Below are 19,679 nucleotides of genomic sequence, written 5' to 3'. Positions count from 1 at the left end.
GCTCTAACAGAGCATAAAACAAATAAATTATCAATGCTAAAAAAATAATATTTAAAAATATCATGATGTGTCACCTCAATATCTATGGATTTAGTATTAAATCAGCCTTATCATCTGTGCATAACATATAATATACCCCTATATATAAATAGACAATTTTACTATCCATAACTTCATTCTTCAAAAAACCTTGATTTATATCATGTAATTGATTGCATTACTTGTTATCTCTCCCAATATTTAAGTTAATAGGTTTTAAACATTGTTTTAAAAAATAAAACAGCGGTGATTTTTATTCACCGCTGTCAAATAAATTACTTATATTTTTAAATCTTTCAGCTTCTTTATTGTCTCCTCTAAGCTCATATATATTGCCAAGAAGCTCATATACAGCCTTACTGTTTACATTTATGCACAAGGCCTTTTTCAGAATGTCAAAGGCATCATCCAGTTCACCCATTTTCATTAATTCCTTAGCTCTCATAATATATCCATCTATGCTTAAGGAGTTTTCATTTATATATGGCTCAATTTCCTTCAGCACACTTTTAACCTTATCTGTGGTAAAAGGTTTTTGAAGATATGTAACAGCACCCAGCTTAGTGCACTCCACTGCGTTTTTTACTGTGGCAAAGGCTGTCATAATTATTACAGGAGTATCTATTCCCATAGCTCTGATTCTCTTTAAAACCTCTGTTCCGCTTAGCTCAGGCATTTTTATATCTAAAAATACCAGGTTAACTTTGTTCTTTTTTAATATTTCCATAGCATCAAAACCATTACTGGCAGTTAAAACACTATATCCATTTAAAGTTAAACAGGTAGTCAAAAGATTTTTTATGTTTTTTGTGTCATCTACCACAAGCACTGTTTTCATTATATCTATTCCTCCATATTTAAATACTACTTTGCTATTGGCAGTGTAAATAAAAATTCACTTCCAGATGCCAGCTTACTTTCACACCATATTTCACCGCCGTGAGCTTCAACTATTTCCTTAGCAATTGACAATCCAAGGCCTGTTCCAGTGGAAGTATCATCCCCCTGCTTTACCTGTACAAATTTATCAAATATCTTTTCTCTGTATTCCTCTGGTATGCCTATACCTGTATCCTTAACTGAAACACAAAGTTTATCCTGATTTCTAAAAGCCGAAATAAAAATTGAATCTCCTGATTTAGTAAATTTTAACGCATTGGAAATAAGATTATTTATAACCCAGGTAACTTTTTCAAAATCTGCTTTTACCATAGGAATGTCATTATCTAATTTACAGCTTAGCTTAACACCGGAGTTTTTTGCCTGCTCCATAAATCCTTTCATACTTTCCTGAATAATTTCATTAATGGAGTTAGGCTCCATGTTAAATATTGAGTTATTTGATTCAATTTTTGAAAGGGTCAGCAAATTATTTACAAGACTCAGCAGTTTTTCACTATCCTCTTTAATTGCTGCTATAATATCCTTCTGCTGATGATTGAGTGTTCCTATGCTCTCTTCATTTATTAAGCTTGTTCCCATCATTAATGAGGTTAATGGAGTTTTAAACTCATGAGAAACAGTTGCAATAAAGTCACTCTTTATTTTTTCTACCTGTTTAATGCCGGTAATATTCTGAAATAAAACCACCATTCCTGCTGAGTTTTTTTCTGAATCATTTAAAACTGTAACAACTACATTAAAATAAAAATCCTTATCATTAAATTTGAAATACATTATTTTATTTTCAGGTACTTCATAATGTGTTTTATAAGCGCTTTGAATATAATCATACAGTTCTCCGCTTCTTATTACCTCCAAAAAATATTTATTTAATGCATCTTCTTCTTTTATTTCAAACAAATCCTCTAAGGCATTATTTATAAGAAGCACCTTATAGTTTGTATCCAAAACTATTATGGGGTCAGATATACTCTTTACAATGGCAAGAGATTTATTTTTTTCAGCTATGACTCTGCCTAACGTGCTTTGTTCAAACTGCGTAAGTCTATTGGTCATGTTGTTAAATTCCATTGAAAGCTCTCCTATCTCATCCTGTGTTTCAATGGGTATCTGCTGATTTATATTTCCTTCCTTAACAGCCTTCATATTTTCTCTTAATGCATAAAGGGGGCTTAGAAATCTCTTTAAAGAATAGGATGATAAAATAAAAGCCATAACTATGCCAATTCCACTTAAAATAAGTATGGCATACATGGAATCCTGAGCATCCTGAGTTACCCTGTTTTTACTGCTGGACATGCTTTTTTCATTTAACACTATTAATTTTTTTAAAAGATCTCTTAAATGATTAAATTCTGGTGTTATTTCCTTATTATAAAACTGTTCCATAGCTGCATCGTTTTTATCTGCTGATATCTCCTGAAATTTTGAAAACAGCTGCAGATAATTAATATAGGATGCATGAATATCAGATACAAGCTCCTTTTCACCTTTTTCAGTAATATTATTAGATTCTATATAAAATTCATTAAAAAATACACTGCTGTAATTATGAAAATCCACAATACCTTTATCTCTGCTTATGTTTATGTATGTTAAAATAGAACTATTTTCATTTTCCAGGGCCTCCAGCATTTTATTAGCCACACTTATGCTCTTATAATTATCTACCATAAGGCCATCAATAGACTTGCCCAGGCTGTATACATTAACGGCAGATACAATACCTACTATTAATGTTATTACCACCATAAAAAGATAAACTATAGAAAACTTAGCTTTTAAAGTCCTAATCATGATACACCTCCAATTTATGTATATGCTAAAAATATTATACTACAAATTACTGCATATTCTACATTAGTAGCAAGTTTAATGTTTCTTACATATTATAAATAGAAAATAAATTAGGCGGAGGTGCCCATGAATAAAAAATTTATTTCACCACTGTGTATAATGTTTTCTTTTTTATTAATTGTAACATTGTCCACAGGCTGCGGTAAAAAAGCAAGCACAACTGTAGATAACAATACCACTGTGAAAACAGTAAAGATAAAGCTTAATGAAGTGGCACGTTCAGTTTTTTATGCTCCAATGTATGCAGCAATAAAACAGGGATTTTTTAAAGAACAGGGAATAGAAATTGATTTAAGTACAGGACAGGGCGCAGATAAGACTATGCAGCAGGTATTAAGCGGAAGCGATGACATTGGCTTCTGCGGTCCAGAGCAGGTAATCTATATTTACAATCAAAATAAGGAGAATTACCCTGTAATTTTTGCACAGCTTACCCAAACTGACGGATCATTCCTTGTAGGAAGAAAGAGTGAGCCTGATTTTAACTGGGAGGATGTTAAAGGAAAAACTATTATAGGAGCAAGACCCGGCGGAGTTCCTGAAATGAGCCTGGAATATGTACTTAGAAATCATGGCATTCAACCGGGCAAGGATGTAAATATTGTAACCAACATAGCCTACACCGCCACTGCAGGTGCATTCAAGGCCGGTACAGGTGACTATGTTGCTCTCTTTGAGCCTACAGGAAGTATGCTTCAAAAAGATAAGTCTGGATATATAGTAGCTTCTGTTGGAAAATCAGCCGGTGTAATTCCTTATACCTGTTACTTTGCAACTAAGTCTTACATTGAAAAAAATCCGGATATAATCGAAAGATTTACAAAGGCAATTTACAAAGGTCAGATATGGGTGGCTAATCACAATGACCAAGAAGTTGCAGCTTCCATAAAATCATTTTTCCCAGGCACAGATGAAGACATAATTATGTCAGTAGTTAAAAATTACAGAGATATAAATGCATTTGCAGCAAACCCAATATTAAAAGAGGATGATTTAAGCAGATTAATGGACATAATTCAATCCTATAATTCATCACTTATTCCTCAAAGACCAGCCTTTTCAAAGATTGTAAACACAAGCTTTGCTACAAAAGTAGTTAATGCTAAATAACAAAGAACTAAATTTAAAGATTAAAGAATAAAGAACAATAAAAATCCACCAGCTTAGCTGGTGGTATTTCCTCAGCCCTATAAGGGCACCTTTCCAGCGTTGTGCCTTAAGGCACGTGATAGTTCCGCCAGCCGCATTTCATGTTACTTGCTACCCTTAAAAGGGTCAGTATATTCTTTAATACTTATTTGGTCAGCGATCATATCTTCATTTTGCTGATTTTTTATATACTCTTCTATTGCCTTTTTATTTCTTCCAACTGTATCAACATAAAAGCCTCTACACCAAAAATGTCTATTTCCATATTTATATTTCAGATTTGCATATTTCTCAAATATCACCAGACTACTTTTCCCTTTTAAAAATCCTACAAATCCTGATACACTCATCTTAGGCGGTATTGATACAAGCATATGTATGTGATCTTCACAAGCATTCGCTTCTATTATATCTACCCCCTTCCAATCACATAATTTTCTCGGTATCTTTCCTATTTCTTTTTTCTTTTCTCCATATATTTCTTTCCTTCTGTATTTTGGTGCAAAAACTATATGATATTTACAATTCCACTTTGTGTGTGCTAAACTATTACTGTCCATTTGGGCAGACCTCCTTTAGTTTTAGATTGGCTAGCGAAACCATATCTATTATACCAAAGTGAGGTCTTTTTTGCTCATCGCTTAAGCTTTTCTGAACACACCTGCATAGCAGGTGGTTTTCTTAAGACAATAAGGTAGTTTTTCTTTACAGAAAAACCAAAAACTAAATTGATTAAGTGGATCATAGGTTTTAATAACTAAAAATGATTTCAATTACAGTTTTGTTAGGTAATAAGAAAAGGATTTGTAAAAATCCTGTGCCGGTAGGCAGCCAATTAGCATAAAGAACGTAAATAGATTGTGTAAAATTAAATCTATTTACGTTCTTTTTGTATATGTAGATGGAAGTATTCTTTAAGTACCTGTTACTTGGTTAAGACTGGGAGTAATGATTTGATTTTTTTTAATAAAATATTATTTTTTTGTATTTATTCGCGGCTAACCCATGTCGTTAAGCTGATATAAAAATGCCGCTTTTAATACGACATTTTTTATCAGCAAAGATTAAAGATTAAAGAACAAAGATTAAATAAGGTGGATTTTTGCCTATGGCAGAAATCTTCTATGGAATAATCTTTTTTTAGGAAGCACAAAAAGCACTTCGTTGAAAGTGCTGAAAATTTATAGAATTTTAGATATGATTAACTTTTCTTTTTTATTTTCCTGAAATATTCCTTTTCCTTTTCGCTGTAGAAGCAGTCTTTAAATTCATCATCATCTTCTTCTTCTATTTCGAAATAGGCGGGTGCTGTTTTATTTTTTGATTTTGTATTTTTATTTGGAGATTTTCCAAATAGAGAGTCAGCAGTTTGTTTTGCCTTTTCTGCTGTCTTTGTTAAGATCTGATATAAATTGCTTATGGAGCCTCTTCTTTTTATTATAATTATTCCATTTTCTATTAATTCTTTTATATACCTTTGAATTGTTCTCATGCACTTTTTCATTTGATCAGCTAAGGTTCTCTGAGATGGAAAACAGGTATCCTTATTTCCATAACAGTAGTTGTTTAAAATACAATACAATTTAAATGCCCCCTGGCTGATGTTTTTATTAGATATAATTTCATTTGGAATCATTGTAAAATCGGTCATTATATACACACCCCCGAAATCCAGTTATAAGTTAAAGGTTAGAAGTTGAAAGTTGATTAGCATAAAATTTTACTTTTTACCTCTTACCTCTTACCTCTTACTTCTTACTTATCATATATGCATCAATAGGGAAAATAGATCAAGGTAAATTACCGACATATTTCGGGTGCTTCCCTTTGAATAAAATAACAAAGATTAAAGAATAAAGAACGTAAATTAACAAATATCGATAACAAAAAATAAGTTATAAGGGGCTGCCGTATTAGTAGGAAATTGCGAGAAAGATTATTCTGGGGGAATAATCTGTAATGCAATATGATAAAAGATGCAATGATAATTCAGAAATTGAATTTGATGATATTAAAACTCTTATTTCAGGCAAATATAAAACAGTACATTAATAATTAATATAATAAAAAGGCCTACAGTTAAAATCACTATAAGCCTTTGTATATCAATGCTTTATATACCTTCTATAAATGTAATCCTTTTATTAAAATCATACATTAACGATTATGCCTATTTTAATGGTTTGTTAAAGTAATCCACATAATTCATAGAACCTGCATAATTAAATTTTTTAGAAACGGTATCATAATCAAATACTAATACAGTTCCTCTAGTTCCAGAATTATTAATATTATCTATAACAGCAATCCTGTTAGGTGCTAGTTGTATAACTGTTTCACTTTTACTAATGTTAATATTAGGACTAGGTGAGATATATTGTTTATTAGTTGTTTTTAATGCAATAATTATTAGGCATATCAATATTCCTGATAATAAAATTTTATTAACTTTATCATTCATTATAATTTCCCTCCTATTATTTATATCTTAATTATACATATATTACCACAAGTTGAGCTTAAATAATAGCTTTTCATATATAATTATTGGCAATTCCATACATATAATAAAGAAGTTATAAAGTTTCATAAAATTTGGAGGAATAATGAGTATCATATAGAATATAGTAATTAAGTATTTTTATGGAGGTGTTATTTTGAAAACAAAAAAGTTTTTATCAAAAATTGCTTTGGTGCTTATATTTTTGATTCCATTTACTTTTAGTGGAAAATTTAATGGAAAAGTGCATGCTGCGGCAGTAAAAAGTAGTATTATTTCTCCTCAAGTTGTTCTACATCCAGAAGCCTTCACATACACTTATTGGACTGGTTCGACTTCAAATATATATGCATACCCACTTGGCAGATCTTTTTATCTTGGTAAACTGATAATAAATGCACAAGTTAGTACAACAGAACTTTGGAATGTTGATGAATATGGTAATAAATATAGCATGATATCATCCAAGAATAAAGTTATTCGGGCAAATTACTCTCTAGATTCAACTGCCAATAGTGTTACCGAAATAAGTGAAGGAATATCAGCTGATGGTTCATATTATAGTGTAAAATTAAACTTTAGCTACAATTATAAATCTGCTAATTACACTCATATACAAACTTTTTATTTTTACGCTTAATAGCCCTATCGTTGGCTTGGTAATTTTTAATGGCATAAGAAAAGTTTTTTGTAAATTCTCCATTAAAACAGCAATTAATATTTCTTCTAATGATAACCTAGTAATTAAATTAGAACCTTGTCTATATATTGTGATTGCGATTATATGTGCTTTTTTAGATAAGCAAAAAGATAAAAACAGCGTTAATGCATGTGAATATTAACGCTGTTTTTGTGTTATTATTTACGGTATTTTTTTGCTTTGTACCTTAAAACAGGATGCTTTTATAAAGTGTATATCATTAGCTTCCTGAGATAAAGGTTTCCTGAAAACATAAGTCCCTCCGATTTCCAATACTCTACTATTATGTATATAGATGATAAAATAATTTTATGGTGATACTACCCAGTAATTTTCTTATCCTGTGACGTATTAGTAGAAAATTGCGTACTATCTATGATTCCCGAATAATATATATTAAAGTAATATCAATAACGGAAGTGATTAGTGTGTGGTCAATAAGTATATTTGAGTTCATTTTTCATGTGTTTTTATTTTGTTTACCTGTTTACTTTATCATATGGTGCATTTATGAAATTAAAGAAGTAATTATCAAAAGAAAAGTTTAGTTCACAATCTTCTTATAGGACACAATAAAGGTAGCCCATTATTAACATCATCCTCGGTTATTAAAACGCATGATTCACTCAATCAATTGATTTTAAGATTTTCTGTAAGAAAATCTACATTCTTTGTTCTTTAATCTTTAATCTTTGTTCTTTGATTTAAGTCTTTGTTCTTTTAATAAAACATCAAAAAAGAGGCCATCTGGCCTCTTTTATGATGTTTTATTACTGTCTGTTGCCGCAACCTGGTTTTGTGCTTCCTCCAGGTCAAATTTATCATCCTTTTCCAGTGCTTTAAATGCCACTGATAGCATTAATTTAATCCTGTTTAATTGATTTACCTCAGATGCTCCTGGATCATAATCAATTGCAGCAATATTGGATCCTGGATATTTTCTCTTTAGTTCTTTTATCATGCCTTTACCTGTGACATGGTTTGGAAGGCAGGCAAAGGGCTGTACACATAGTATATTTTTTGTACCGCTTTCAATAAGCTCTATCATCTCTGCTGTGAGGAACCAGCCCTCTCCAGTCTGATTGCCTATTGATACAATTTTAGAAGCCTTATCTACCAGTTCTTCAATAGGTTTAGATGGTTCGAATCTTTTACTCTTGCTTAATGCACTGTTCATTTCTCTGGTATAATACTCAATAAATTTAATCACCATGTTACCAATTACTTTTGCTTTTCTGGAACCTGACAAATATTTATATTTAAAGTTATAATTATAGGCACTATACAGAACAAATCCCAGAAGATCCGGTAATACAGCTTCAGCGCCTTCATTTTCAATTACTGAAACTATATCGTTATTAGCTGTAGGGTGATATTTCACAAGTATTTCTCCAACTACTCCCACCCTTGGCTTTTCTACATTGTTAATCTCAAGATCATCGAATTCTTGAATTATACTTCTTATATTGCTTATGAACTCTTTATGATTTTCATTTCTTATATTTTCTTTACATTTTTCGATCCATTTTTCATATAGTAAATTTGCAGATCCCTTAATTTTCTCATAAGGTCTGACTTTGTAAAGCACTTTCATAAATAGATCACCATAAATCACAGCCATTAAGCTTTTTATTCCAAGACCAATTGTTAACTTGAATCCTGGATTTTTCTCCATTCCTACTGTATTTACAGATATAACAGGAACATTTCCAAAACCTGCATCCTTTAAGGCCTTTCTTAAAAATCCAATGTAGTTTGTAGCCCTGCATCCGCCGCCGGTCTGAGACATTAACACAGAAGTGTTATTTAAGTCGTACTTTCCGCTTTTCAAAGCTGCAATCATCTGACCCACAACAATAATTGAAGGATAGCATGCATCATTGTTTACATATTTCAAGCCTTCATTTACAGCATTCTTATCCACAGAAGGAAGAACTACTACATTATAGCCACAGGACTTCAATGCCTCCTCAATAAATTGAAAATGAATAGGAGACATTTGAGGCACCAGTATTGTGTGTTGTTTTCTCATTTCTTCTGTAAAAAGAATCCTCTTAGGTGCATTAATTACTTTAGTTGGCACAAAGCCATTTTTATCCCTTTCATCCATAGCTGCCAGAAGAGATCTTATTCTTATTTTTATTGCACCTAAATTGCTGCCTTCATCTATTTTTAGAACAGTATAAACTTTATCGTATGCCTTAAGTATTTCCTGAACCTGATCCGTTGTAACTGCATCCAAACCGCAGCCAAAGGAATTAAGCTGAATCAATTCAAGGTTTTTTTGTTTAGCTACAAAGCTTGCAGCTGCATACAGCCTGGAATGATAAGCCCATTGATCCACTACTCTTAATGGTCTTTCCACATCACCTAAATGTGCCACAGAATCCTCTGTTAAAACCGCTAAACCAAATGAAGTAATTAAATTTGGTATGCCGTGGTTTATTTCCGGATCAATATGATATGGTCTTCCAGCTAAAACAATACCCTTTTTATTATTATCCTTTAGATACTTAACTACCTCTTCGCCTTTTCTCCTTATGTCATTTTTCATATTTGCAAGCTCAGCAAAGGCAAGATCAACTGCATTATTAATTTCCTTTTTAGTTATATTAAATTCACTAAATTCCTCATATAGTCTCTTTTTTAGCCTTCCTGGATCATCTAAAGACAGAAATGGATTCATGAACTTTATATTTTTTTCTCTTATTATATCCATGTTATTTTTAATAACTTCAGGATATGAAGTTACAATTGGGCAGTTATAATGGTTGTCTGCCTTCTCCTGTTCCTTTTGTTCATAAGGAATACATGGATAAAATATTATATCTACATTTCTGTTTATTAAGCTCATTATATGTCCATGTGACAGTTTAGCAGGATAACAAGCTGATTCAGATGGAATTGTTTCAATTCCAAGGTTATATATATTCTTTGATGATCTTGGTGAAATTTCCACCCTAAAGCCCAAATTAGTGAAGAAGGTAAACCAGAAAGGATAATTGTCATAAATGTTTAAAACCCTTGGTATTCCTACTACTCCTCTTTTTGCTTCCTGTTTTTTTAATGGTATATAATTAAATACTCTTTTATATTTGTAATCATATAAATTAGGAATATCTGAATTTGTTATTTCCTTTCCAAGACCTCTTTCACATCTGTTTCCTGATATAAATTCCCTGCCGTCAGAAAATTTATTAATTGTCATTAAACAGTTGTTCCCGCACTTGCCGCATCTTTTCATGGTAACAGTGGTACTAAATTTGCCAAGTTTCTCCAAGGTAGCAATGGAACTTCTGCTTTCCTGATTAGAAGCCTCTTTTGCAATTATTGCAGCTCCAAAGGCACCCATAAGTCCTGCTATATCAGGTCTTACAACTTCTCTTTCAGATATAAGCTCAAAGGCTCTTAAAATGGCATCATTATAAAAAGTGCCTCCCTGAACTATTATCTTTTTCCCCATATCCTTTGGGTTTCTGATTTTAATAACCTTTTGCAGTGCATTTCTTATTACTGAGTATGATAGTCCTGCAGATATATCTCCTACAGTTGCCCCTTCTTTTTGGGCCTGTTTAACTTTTGAGTTCATAAATACTGTACATCTGGAGCCTAAATCCACGGGTTTTTTTGCAAACAATGCTTCTTTTGCAAACTGCTGCACAGGCATGTTCATTGAATTTGCAAAGTTTTCTATAAATGAGCCACAGCCTGCAGAACATGCTTCATTTAACATTATGCTGTCAATTACACCGTCTTTTATCTTAAGATATTTCATATCCTGTCCGCCTATGTCTAGGATAGAATCCACACCAGGCTGGAAAAATTCTGCTGCCTTGAAGTGAGCTACTGTCTCCACTTCTCCTATATCTACATTGAGGGCGGCTTTTACCAGTGCTTCACCATAGCCTGTTACTGCCGAATTTGCCAGATAAGCTTCCTTAGGCATCAATTTATAAACTTCCTTCAATATTTTTACAGTAGCTTTTAAAGGACTTCCCTCATTGCTTCCATAGTATGAATAAAGCAAAGTGCCTTCCTTATCTACTATAACTGCCTTTGTAGTAGTAGAACCCACATCTATTCCTAAGTAGCATCCTCCTTTTGCAGAAGATAATTGTCCCTTTTTAACCTTATATTTATCATGTCTTTTGGTAAACTCCGAAAATTCCTGTTCATTTTCAAATAATGCTCTTACGCTTTGAATATCATCGCTATGAGCATCTCTCAGAGTTGGTATCTTATCAATTAATGATTTAAATTCAATTACCTGTTCTTTTTTAGATGCCAAAGCAGCTCCCATAGCCACAAAAAGCTGTGAATTTTCAGGAAAAATAACCTGCTCAGGTGTAAGCTTTAATGTTTCTATAAATCTGTTTCTAAGCTCTGACATGAAATACAACGGTCCTCCTAAGAATGCCACGTTACCCTTAATGGTTTTTCCGCAGGCAAGTCCGCTGATAGTCTGATTAACTACAGACTGAAACACTGAAGCTGCAATATCTTCTCTGGCTGCACCTTCATTTAATAAAGGCTGAATATCCGTTTTTGCAAATACTCCGCATCTTGCAGCAATAGGATAAATCATTTTATGACTTTTAGCCAGTTCATTAACTCCCTGAGCATCTGTCTGCAGCAGTGCAGCCATTTGATCTATGAAGGCACCTGTACCACCAGCACAGCTTCCATTCATTCTTTGATCTACACCGCCATCGCCATCAAAAAATGTTATTTTTGCATCCTCACCACCAAGTTCAATAGCCACATCTGTTTCAGGTATATATTTTTCTATAGTAGTTGTGCAGGCTATTACTTCCTGTATAAATGAGATATTCATCCACTTGGATACAGACAATCCGCCTGATCCTGTTACCATGATGGTTACATACTGATCTTTAATTATATTATATGCTTCTGATATAAGCTGGATTATAGTGTTTTTTATATCAGCAAAATGCCTTTGATACTTACTGTAAATTGTTTTATCATTTTTATCATTTATAACTATTTTTACAGTAGTTGACCCTACATCCAGTCCCACGTGAAATAAATTTTTCATAATTTCTCACCCTTAACCCCAAAATCTCAATACAAATAATTAATATTACTTACTATATAATAATACAACAAAATAAAAAAAATAACCATAATATTATAATGTAAAATAAATTATGGTTACTATATTATATAATTTATGTTACTACAAATCAACTTTAGTTTTAGCTGACTTTTACAAGATATTTTATCCTATGGGCTAAATTAATAGTTTTATGTTATTTCCTGTTCTTTTTCTTCTTAACCACTTTTAATCTGAAGAAGTCTTCTCTTTCCTTTTCTTCAAGGACTTCCCCTATTCCCTTCACTATTACCTTAAATTTAGGTATTTGTATATTTTCCAGCGCATTAGCCCTTTTCTGCGTTTTCTTAACCTCCACGGCTAATTTATATACTGCATTTTCAACCTCAGCCAGCTCATATATGAGGTACTTTACTTCATTAAATTTTTTAAAAGCCAGGTCCATGGTGGCATTGCTTCTGTAAAAGCTGTATTTTGGCTCAATATCCTTTTTTTCAAAGTTAACATGAGATACCTCTACCCCCATTACACTTTTAAATAATACAGAATAATCTGAAGCTTCAGGAACTGACATGGCAATATCTTCAACAGTATTAATTCCTATGGAAATATTAGCCTGTCTTAAAGCATCATAAGCATCTTTAAATGTAACATTTATTCTGCTTTGTAATTTCTCTGCCCTTCCCATATATGACATCATTTCTCTAATGAGCACATTTCTCTTTTTATCTAATAATTCAAAACCTTTTACAGAAAACTCCAATGAATTTTGTGCACTCATTAAATTTGATTTTGTAGGGGCGATATTTTCCATTACTTATCACCTCTGTAATGCTTCTCCAGACTTTCAGGGCTTACTCTGTCAAGTTCAGATTTTGGCAGAATAGATAGCATCTCCCATGCTAAATCCAAAGTTTCATCAATGCTCCTGTCCTCGTCATAACCCTGTTTTAAAAATCTCTCTTCAAACTGCCTTCCAAATTCCATATATTCTCTATCCACATCAGAAAGCTCATCTTCTCCTATTACCTGTGCTAAAGCTATAACATCCTGCACATGGGAATATGAAGCAAAAATCTGGTTTGATACCTCTGCATGGTCTTCTCTTGTATAACCTTCACCTATGCCATCTTTCATAAGTCTTGATAATGAAGGCAGTATACTTACAGGAGGATATATGTTCCTCTGATAAACTCCTCTGCTTAAAACAATCTGTCCCTCTGTTATATATCCTGTTAAATCAGGTACAGGATGAGTTATATCGTCATTTGGCATTGTTAAAATTGGGATTTGAGTTATAGATCCGTTTACTCCCTGAAGCATTCCTGCCCTTTCATATAATGATGCCAAATCTGAATATAAATATCCTGGATATCCTTTTCTGCTTGGAACTTCCTCTCTTGATGATGACAATTCTCTTAAGGCTTCGCAGTAGCTTGTCATATCCGTCATAATAACAAGTATATGCATATTTTCCTCAAAAGCTAAATATTCCGCAGCAGTAAGAGCACACCTTGGAGTAATTATCCTTTCAACTATTGGGTCATCTGCCAGGTTTACATACATTACAACTCTCTCAAGAACACCTGCTTCCTGAAAACTTCTTCTAAAGAAATCAGCGTCATCGTGTTTTATACCCATTGCAGCAAATACCACTGCAAATTTACTGTTCTCATCATCGCTTATCTTAGCCTGTCTTACTATCTGAGCTGCCAGTTCATTATGAGGCATACCATTGCCTGAGAAAATAGGCAGCTTTTGTCCCCTGATTAATGTAGTTAAACAATCTATGGATGAAATACCTGTTTGAATAAAATTCCTAGGGTATTTTCTTGCCACAGGATTCATAGGTCTTCCATTGACATTATATTTTTTTGAGCTATATATTTCTCCTCCGCCATCTATTGGCTCTCCGATACCATTAAACTCTCTTCCTAAAACATCCTTTGAAAGTCCTATTTCCAAGGGTTTACCAGAAAAAGAAACTGCTGCATTTTTAACTGAAATACCCGAAGTAGGTTCGAATACCTGAATTATTGCTTTATCGCCCTGAATTTGAACTACTTTTCCTTTTTTACTTTCTTTACCATCTATTACTATATCAACAATTTCATCATAAGATACATCGCTTACATCAGATAAAATTATTAAAGGACCCTGAACTTTATCTAAAGTTAAATATTGCTTTTTCATGATAACACCCCCTATGCATACTTTTCACAAAGTTTACTATAAAATTCCACTATATTCTTTTGAAGCTCGTCTAGTCCAGATAAATCATCATTTGGGATATTATACTTCATTTTATACAGCTGGTCAAAAATATCTTTGTCTTTAATTGTAGATATAGGAGCACCTAATTTTACTGCTTTATATGCATTATCATTAAATATTTCAATGGTTTTAAGCATTTTATACTGCTTTTCCAGCGGTACAAATGTATCTTCCTTGTGATAAGCATTTTGCTGCAAAAATCCAACTTTAAGAATTTTGGCAACCTCTAATATAAGTCTCTGATCATCAGGCAGAACATCTTCACCAACCAGCTTGACTATTTCCTGGAGTTTGTTTTCTTCAAATAATATTTTAAGCATTTTTCCTCTAAGTTCAAAAAAGTCTGGAGCTACGTTTTCCTCAAACCAGTCTCTAAGCATAGTAGTGTATCCACTGTAACTGGACAGCCAGTTAATTGCAGGGTAATGCCTTGCATAGGCAAGTTTTTTATCAAGGCTCAAAAATGCACTGACAAATCTTTTAGTATTTTGTGTTACTGGTTCAGAAAAATCTCCTCCTGCTGGCGATACTGCTCCTATAACTGTAACAGATCCATCTGTACCATTTAGATTTTCTACATAACCTGCTCTTTCATAAAATTCAGCAATTCTTGAAGGCAGATAAGCTGGATAGCCCTCTTCTGCAGGCATCTCTTCAAGTCTTCCTGAAATTTCTCTTAAGGCTTCTGCCCATCTTGAAGTTGAATCAGCCATTATTGCTACATGGTAACCCATATCTCTAAAATACTCTCCAAGGGTAATACCTGTGTATATACTTGCCTCTCTGGCTGCCACAGGCATATTGGAAGTATTGGCAATTAAAACTGTTCTATTCATTAAAGTCATTCCCGTTTTAGGATCTGACAGCTTTGGAAAGTCCTCCAGAACCTCTGTCATTTCATTTCCTCTTTCACCACAGCCTATATAAATAATTATATCTGCATCAGACCATTTTGCCAGCTGATGCTGAGTCATGGTTTTTCCTGTACCAAATCCACCTGGAATAGCAACGGTTCCACCCTTAGCTATAGGGAAAAAGGTATCTAATACTCTCTGCCCTGTAATAAGAGGTGTCTCAATCCTCTTTCTTTTCTTAACAGGTCTGGGCTTTCTTACAGGCCACATCTGATAAAGAGGCAGACTATATTTTTCACCGGAGTTTTCCAGCTCTACCACTACATCATCAATGGTATATTTGCCATTTTCCTTTGCCTTCACAACTGTGCCCTGTACATCAGGTGGTATCATAAGTTTATGCTTTATCAAAGGAGTTTCCTGAATCTCAGCGTAAAAATCTCCAGCCTTTAGAAACTGTCCCTGTTTAACAATTATGTCCACATCCCATTGCTTCTTCTCATCCAGAGAAATCAATCCAACACCTTCAGGTATATATCCAAAGTTTTCTTCATTAATCTTCACAAGAGGTCTTTCAATACCATCAAATATATTTCCTATAATTCCTGGTCCTAATTTAAGTGATAATGGTCTTCCGGTGGAAATTATCTTTTCTCCAACCTTAAGTCCTGAGGTTTCCTCATAAACCTGTATTGTAGCATGATCATCCTGAAGGATAATTATTTCACCAATGAGCTTTTTGTTTCCAACCATGACCATCTCTCTCATTTTAAAGCTGCTCATTCCGTCTGCTTCAATTACGGGACCATTTATTCCTATTATAGTTCCAATCTTGTCTGACATGTTATCACTCCCCTACGCCACTGTCTCCATTACTTTAACTCCAACACTTTCTTTATTTTCCTCTAGTTTTTCTAAAATGCTGTTATCTATTCTTACCTTTCCATTGCTGTTTTCAATTATAAATCCTCCGATTAAATCCACGGAGCTTGTTTTAATTAAAACATTAAATCCATTATAATCTGATAAGATCGGATTTAAGGAGTCCTTGTATTTATTTACATCTCTTTCAGTTAAGAATAAATAGTATTCACCAGGCTGAAGAGTATTCAGTATATTTAGTATTTCTTTTTTTAAATAGTCAAAATACTGCTGAGTTTTTGTATATTCAGCTAATTGATCCTTTATTTCGGTCATTATATTTTCAATAATATTTTCCTTTAAATTAATTAATTCCTGCTGCTTAATAAGTTTTTCCTTAGCAACAATTTCATTTGCTTTAAGTTCTGCCTTTTTTTCTATTTCCTTTATTACCTTATCTTCTTCATTTTGAATTTTAGCTTTTTCATTTTTAATAGTGATTTCTTTTTCTTTAATAAATTTATCGATCTCTCCCTGTTCTTCTTTTTGAATTTTATCGTATACTATTTTAGAAAACAGTTTTATTTTATCTTCAATTGTAGTCATAAAAATCACCTCATATCTTTAAACCAATTGATTCCTTAACATACCTCACTATTGAATCATCACCCTTCATTGAGCCATGCCTATCGGGTATTTCTACAATTAATGGTGCATGCTTTTTCAGCTTCATTTCTTTAACCTCATCTGGAACAAGCATGGATATCTTCTCAGTCAATATAATAATTCCAATTGAATTGTCCATTTTTATTTCTTCTAATTTTTCTAAAACCTGTTTTCTTTCGTGTAATACAATACCTCTGATTCCTGCTATTTTTAAGCCTACAAAGCTGTCATTGTTATCACTTATAAAATATGCTTTCATTTTAATCTCTCCCATTCAAAGGGCTAATTATTAAAGTTTTGATAAAATCATAATTGAAATTATTAAGCCATATATGGCAATACCTTCACCAAGTCCTACATATATAAGTGTTTTACCAAGTAACTTAGGATCCTCTGAAATTGCTCCAAGTGCTGATGAGCCAACGGCTCCAACAGCATATCCGGCACCAACTGTAGCAAGTCCTGTAGATAATGCTGCACCTATATATCCAAGGCCTGCAGCAGATGAATTTGCAGTACCTGCACCAGCTGCATGAACGATTCCTGGTGCAATGAAGAATATTATCATAGTTCCAATTACAGGAATAAAGGAAGCTAAGTTTATTTTTAAGGCTTTTCTTATTTTGGATTTACCATTTAAATCCCCCTTGGCTCTAACAACAAATCCATAAGTAATAGTACTGATCACAACTGCTAAAGTAATTAATAAAATAATATACATCATATTAACATCCTCCTATTATTCGTTTACTAATTTACTTGTAATAATTTTTTTATAAACTTTTACTTCCACATCGGAAGTTTCGTCAAACAGCTTTACAGGATTAAATGCTACTCCAGCTCCTTCATAATATTTGCTGAACAACTCGTAGTACTCTAACCTTAACCCTTGTATAAATACTATCAGACCCTCAAGCCCAATAATTATTAAATTACCAAGCACATACATAAATGCGCTTCCAGCACTGTTACTCATCATATTTGCCAGTGCTGCAAAAGCCACGAACAATCCCACATGGTTAAGAGCAAATGCACCAACTCTTATAAAAGACACAGTGTTTGAAAACATACTGAGCAAAGTTTCTATAACTCCAAAACCTTCCTCAATAAAATAATCCTGTTTACTTTCAGAATATAATGGTTCTTTTTTCAGAATAATATTTGTTAATGGCTCTTTAAGCAATATTAAAGCTAGAAGAACAATGAAAATTGTAATCCAAACTGAGTTTGGCATTGTGTTAATGCCCATGACTTTAGTTATAGTAAAAATAAGCGCAGACACATAAAATATTAAGCCTGCCAGTCCATTTTTACCAAACACTCCATTTTCAATGTCTTTTCTCTTTGCGCTATTTATTAAGTTGTAAATGTAACCAATTATTAAAAGGCCGCAGCCAAAGGCTACTGCATAAAGAAGCATATCCTTAATATCTTCCATTGGCCTTACCACAAGAGCTGGTATCACATTTTCAAATCCAAAGAAGCTTCCATACATAACTCCAAAGAAACTTGATGCTACACCAAGCCTTGAAAGTACCCCTCCAAAATTAGGCCTTCTTCCTTTATACTTCAATAAAAGCCCTGCAATTACAAAAACAAGTCCTTGTCCAAGATCTCCAAACATTGCTCCAAACATAATCATATAGCTTATACCTAAAAATGTAGTTGGATCAAGTTCATTATAGGATGGAATACCATACATTCCAACCATTGATTCAAAAGGCCTGACCAAAGCATTATTTTTCATTTTTGTTGGAGGCACCATACTTTTATCTTGAATTTCATCTACACTTTTTTCAATTATTATAGTCCTGTCTGCAATTTCTCCAAGACTGTCTTTAAACCTCTGCAATGTATCTTCCGGTATCCATCCGCAAAGATAAAAAAATTCATTTGTACATGCCATATTTGATTTTATTTCTGATGCTTTCAGCTCAAGTTCCAGGCTCTTATCAAGAATTTTTATTTTCTTCATATTTTCTTTTTCCAAAGAATCTAATTTTTCATTTAAGCTGGATATTTCTTTATTGATATCTATAAGCTTTTCCTTTAAATTGCTGACTATGGATTTTGGAGTTCCCTTAAAATCACTGTCAATGTCCAGTACCTCACAATTCAGAGATCTGAATATTCTATCTGCCTCTGCTTTTAATAATACTGGAGTAAATGCCATTATTATATTACATTCGTTTTCTTCATATATTTTATATATAATGGAAGGGATATTTTCATAATTCTCCTTAATCTTTACCATGTTTTCCTTTGATACCCTGTATATACTAAAATTGAAATTTTTAAGATTGATGAATTCATCAATTGGAAAATCTAATCTGCTTAAGTAACTAAAATATTCAATATACTTTTCTGTATCATTTTTTTCAGCTGTTTTAGCATTTAAGGCATCATGAAGATTTATTACGGAACTTCCAACTTCATTAATATCTTTTTCTAATTCATCGTTATCTAATATGAGCTCATCTGTACTTACACCCTTGTTAAAATTATAACTGCTGCTTTTTATTATTTTTAGTGTGCTGCTTAATGCTGTATAGTCTTTTTCTTCAACATATGGTCTTATATAGCATACATCCACTAAAGCATCTAAATTATTCTCCGTAGTAGATATAGTAAAGTTTGTGGCTTCAATTTCCTGAAGTGCACTTACAGGGTGAAGGCATCCTGAAATTACAACTTTCTTAGCCATAATATCCAAATCATCAATGTGCCCCACCATATCTACCATGAGCATTCTTTCTATTGACACATAACCACCTCGCAATACATATGGGGTTCCCCCAGCCA

At 32.9% G+C, this 19,679-nt stretch carries 15 protein-coding genes; 2 read left to right on the top strand and 13 right to left on the bottom strand.

Annotation, left to right across the window (positions count from 1 at the left end):
- Positions 1-292 precede the first annotated feature (292 nt).
- Both EQM05_RS03710 and EQM05_RS03705 read right to left on the bottom strand, forming a co-directional pair.
- Positions 293-877 (bottom strand): tetratricopeptide repeat protein, encoded by a 585-nt coding sequence (locus EQM05_RS03710; protein WP_128748790.1) that lies wholly within the window; start codon positions 875-877, stop codon positions 293-295.
- Positions 878-903: 26 nt separating this feature from the next.
- The gene (locus tag EQM05_RS03705; protein WP_128748789.1) at positions 904-2,739 is read right to left on the bottom strand and encodes an ATP-binding protein; all 1,836 of its coding nucleotides are present in this window, start codon (positions 2,737-2,739) and stop codon (positions 904-906) included.
- A gap of 126 nt (positions 2,740-2,865) precedes the next feature.
- Between EQM05_RS03705 and EQM05_RS03700 the strand changes: the two genes are divergently transcribed.
- Complete coding sequence (locus tag EQM05_RS03700; RefSeq protein ID WP_128748788.1) at positions 2,866-3,909, top strand: ABC transporter substrate-binding protein; 1,044 nt, start codon at positions 2,866-2,868, stop codon at positions 3,907-3,909.
- 143 nt (positions 3,910-4,052) lie between these two features.
- Here the strand turns inward: EQM05_RS03700 and tnpA are convergent, their stop codons facing one another.
- The 3 genes from tnpA to EQM05_RS03685 all read right to left on the bottom strand — a co-directional run bounded on the left by tnpA (position 4,053) and on the right by EQM05_RS03685 (position 6,409).
- Entirely contained in the window at positions 4,053-4,508 is a 456-nt protein-coding gene (gene tnpA / locus EQM05_RS03695; protein WP_128748787.1) for an IS200/IS605 family transposase, read from the bottom strand.
- Positions 4,509-5,149: 641 nt separating this feature from the next.
- Positions 5,150-5,599, bottom strand: coding sequence for a helix-turn-helix domain-containing protein (locus EQM05_RS03690; RefSeq protein WP_128748786.1), 450 nt, complete (start codon positions 5,597-5,599; stop codon positions 5,150-5,152).
- Positions 5,600-6,118: 519 nt separating this feature from the next.
- A complete protein-coding gene (locus tag EQM05_RS03685; protein WP_128748785.1) occupies positions 6,119-6,409 on the bottom strand; it encodes a hypothetical protein in 291 nt (96 codons plus the stop codon).
- A gap of 196 nt (positions 6,410-6,605) precedes the next feature.
- Here EQM05_RS03685 and EQM05_RS03680 point away from each other — a divergent pair, with 196 nt between their 5' ends.
- Positions 6,606-7,088 (top strand): hypothetical protein, encoded by a 483-nt coding sequence (locus EQM05_RS03680; RefSeq protein WP_128748784.1) that lies wholly within the window; start codon positions 6,606-6,608, stop codon positions 7,086-7,088.
- 817 nt (positions 7,089-7,905) lie between these two features.
- Here the strand turns inward: EQM05_RS03680 and EQM05_RS03675 are convergent.
- The 8 genes from EQM05_RS03675 to EQM05_RS03640 form a co-directional block, all read right to left on the bottom strand.
- Positions 7,906-12,204 (bottom strand): 2-hydroxyacyl-CoA dehydratase, encoded by a 4,299-nt coding sequence (locus EQM05_RS03675; RefSeq protein ID WP_128748783.1) that lies wholly within the window; start codon positions 12,202-12,204, stop codon positions 7,906-7,908.
- A gap of 214 nt (positions 12,205-12,418) precedes the next feature.
- Positions 12,419-13,036, bottom strand: coding sequence for a V-type ATP synthase subunit D (locus EQM05_RS03670; protein WP_128748782.1), 618 nt, complete (start codon positions 13,034-13,036; stop codon positions 12,419-12,421).
- The gene (locus tag EQM05_RS03665) at positions 13,036-14,415 is read right to left on the bottom strand and encodes a V-type ATP synthase subunit B (RefSeq protein ID WP_128748781.1); all 1,380 of its coding nucleotides are present in this window, start codon (positions 14,413-14,415) and stop codon (positions 13,036-13,038) included. The genes EQM05_RS03670 and EQM05_RS03665 overlap by 1 nt, the downstream gene beginning before the upstream one ends.
- Before the next feature lie 11 nt (positions 14,416-14,426).
- Positions 14,427-16,193 carry a V-type ATP synthase subunit A gene (locus EQM05_RS03660; RefSeq protein WP_128748780.1) on the bottom strand — a complete coding sequence of 589 codons (1,767 nt, stop codon included), beginning with the start codon at positions 16,191-16,193 and terminating at the stop codon, positions 14,427-14,429.
- Between the two features lie 12 nt (positions 16,194-16,205).
- Positions 16,206-16,817, bottom strand: coding sequence for a V-type ATP synthase subunit E family protein (locus EQM05_RS03655; RefSeq protein ID WP_128748779.1), 612 nt, complete (start codon positions 16,815-16,817; stop codon positions 16,206-16,208).
- Positions 16,818-16,827: 10 nt separating this feature from the next.
- On the bottom strand, positions 16,828-17,136 hold the full coding sequence (locus EQM05_RS03650) for a V-type ATP synthase subunit F (protein WP_128748778.1): 309 nt from the start codon (positions 17,134-17,136) through the stop codon (positions 16,828-16,830).
- A gap of 30 nt (positions 17,137-17,166) precedes the next feature.
- Entirely contained in the window at positions 17,167-17,601 is a 435-nt protein-coding gene (locus EQM05_RS03645; protein ID WP_347560229.1) for an ATP synthase subunit C, read from the bottom strand.
- Between the two features lie 15 nt (positions 17,602-17,616).
- Entirely contained in the window at positions 17,617-19,641 is a 2,025-nt protein-coding gene (locus tag EQM05_RS03640; RefSeq protein ID WP_164917184.1) for a V-type ATPase 116kDa subunit family protein, read from the bottom strand.
- Positions 19,642-19,679 lie beyond the last annotated feature (38 nt).

This window comes from Clostridium sp. JN-9 (genome assembly GCF_004103695.1).
Lineage (GTDB): Bacteria > Bacillota > Clostridia > Clostridiales > Clostridiaceae > JN-9.
The sequence above is the reverse complement of the archived record's forward strand: the minus strand, read 5'-3'. Positions and strand labels throughout refer to the sequence as shown.

Excerpts from the sequence above, each read along its gene's own strand:
- EQM05_RS03690 (WP_128748786.1), bottom strand. The coding sequence starts at position 5,599 with ATGACCGATTTTACAATGATTCCAAATGAAATTATATCTAATAAAAAC.
- EQM05_RS03675 (WP_128748783.1), bottom strand. The coding sequence starts at position 12,204 with ATGAAAAATTTATTTCACGTGGGACTGGATGTAGGGTCAACTACTGTA.
- EQM05_RS03650 (WP_128748778.1), bottom strand. The coding sequence starts at position 17,136 with ATGAAAGCATATTTTATAAGTGATAACAATGACAGCTTTGTAGGCTTA.
- EQM05_RS03710 (WP_128748790.1), bottom strand. The coding sequence starts at position 877 with ATGAAAACAGTGCTTGTGGTAGATGACACAAAAAACATAAAAAATCTT.
- tnpA (WP_128748787.1), bottom strand. The coding sequence starts at position 4,508 with ATGGACAGTAATAGTTTAGCACACACAAAGTGGAATTGTAAATATCAT.
- EQM05_RS03685 (WP_128748785.1), bottom strand. The coding sequence starts at position 6,409 with ATGAATGATAAAGTTAATAAAATTTTATTATCAGGAATATTGATATGC.
- EQM05_RS03700 (WP_128748788.1), top strand. The coding sequence starts at position 2,866 with ATGAATAAAAAATTTATTTCACCACTGTGTATAATGTTTTCTTTTTTA.
- EQM05_RS03705 (WP_128748789.1), bottom strand. The coding sequence starts at position 2,739 with ATGATTAGGACTTTAAAAGCTAAGTTTTCTATAGTTTATCTTTTTATG.
- EQM05_RS03645 (WP_347560229.1), bottom strand. The coding sequence starts at position 17,601 with ATGATGTATATTATTTTATTAATTACTTTAGCAGTTGTGATCAGTACT.
- EQM05_RS03660 (WP_128748780.1), bottom strand. The coding sequence starts at position 16,193 with ATGTCAGACAAGATTGGAACTATAATAGGAATAAATGGTCCCGTAATT.
- EQM05_RS03670 (WP_128748782.1), bottom strand. The coding sequence starts at position 13,036 with ATGGAAAATATCGCCCCTACAAAATCAAATTTAATGAGTGCACAAAAT.
- EQM05_RS03655 (WP_128748779.1), bottom strand. The coding sequence starts at position 16,817 with ATGACTACAATTGAAGATAAAATAAAACTGTTTTCTAAAATAGTATAC.
- EQM05_RS03665 (WP_128748781.1), bottom strand. The coding sequence starts at position 14,415 with ATGAAAAAGCAATATTTAACTTTAGATAAAGTTCAGGGTCCTTTAATA.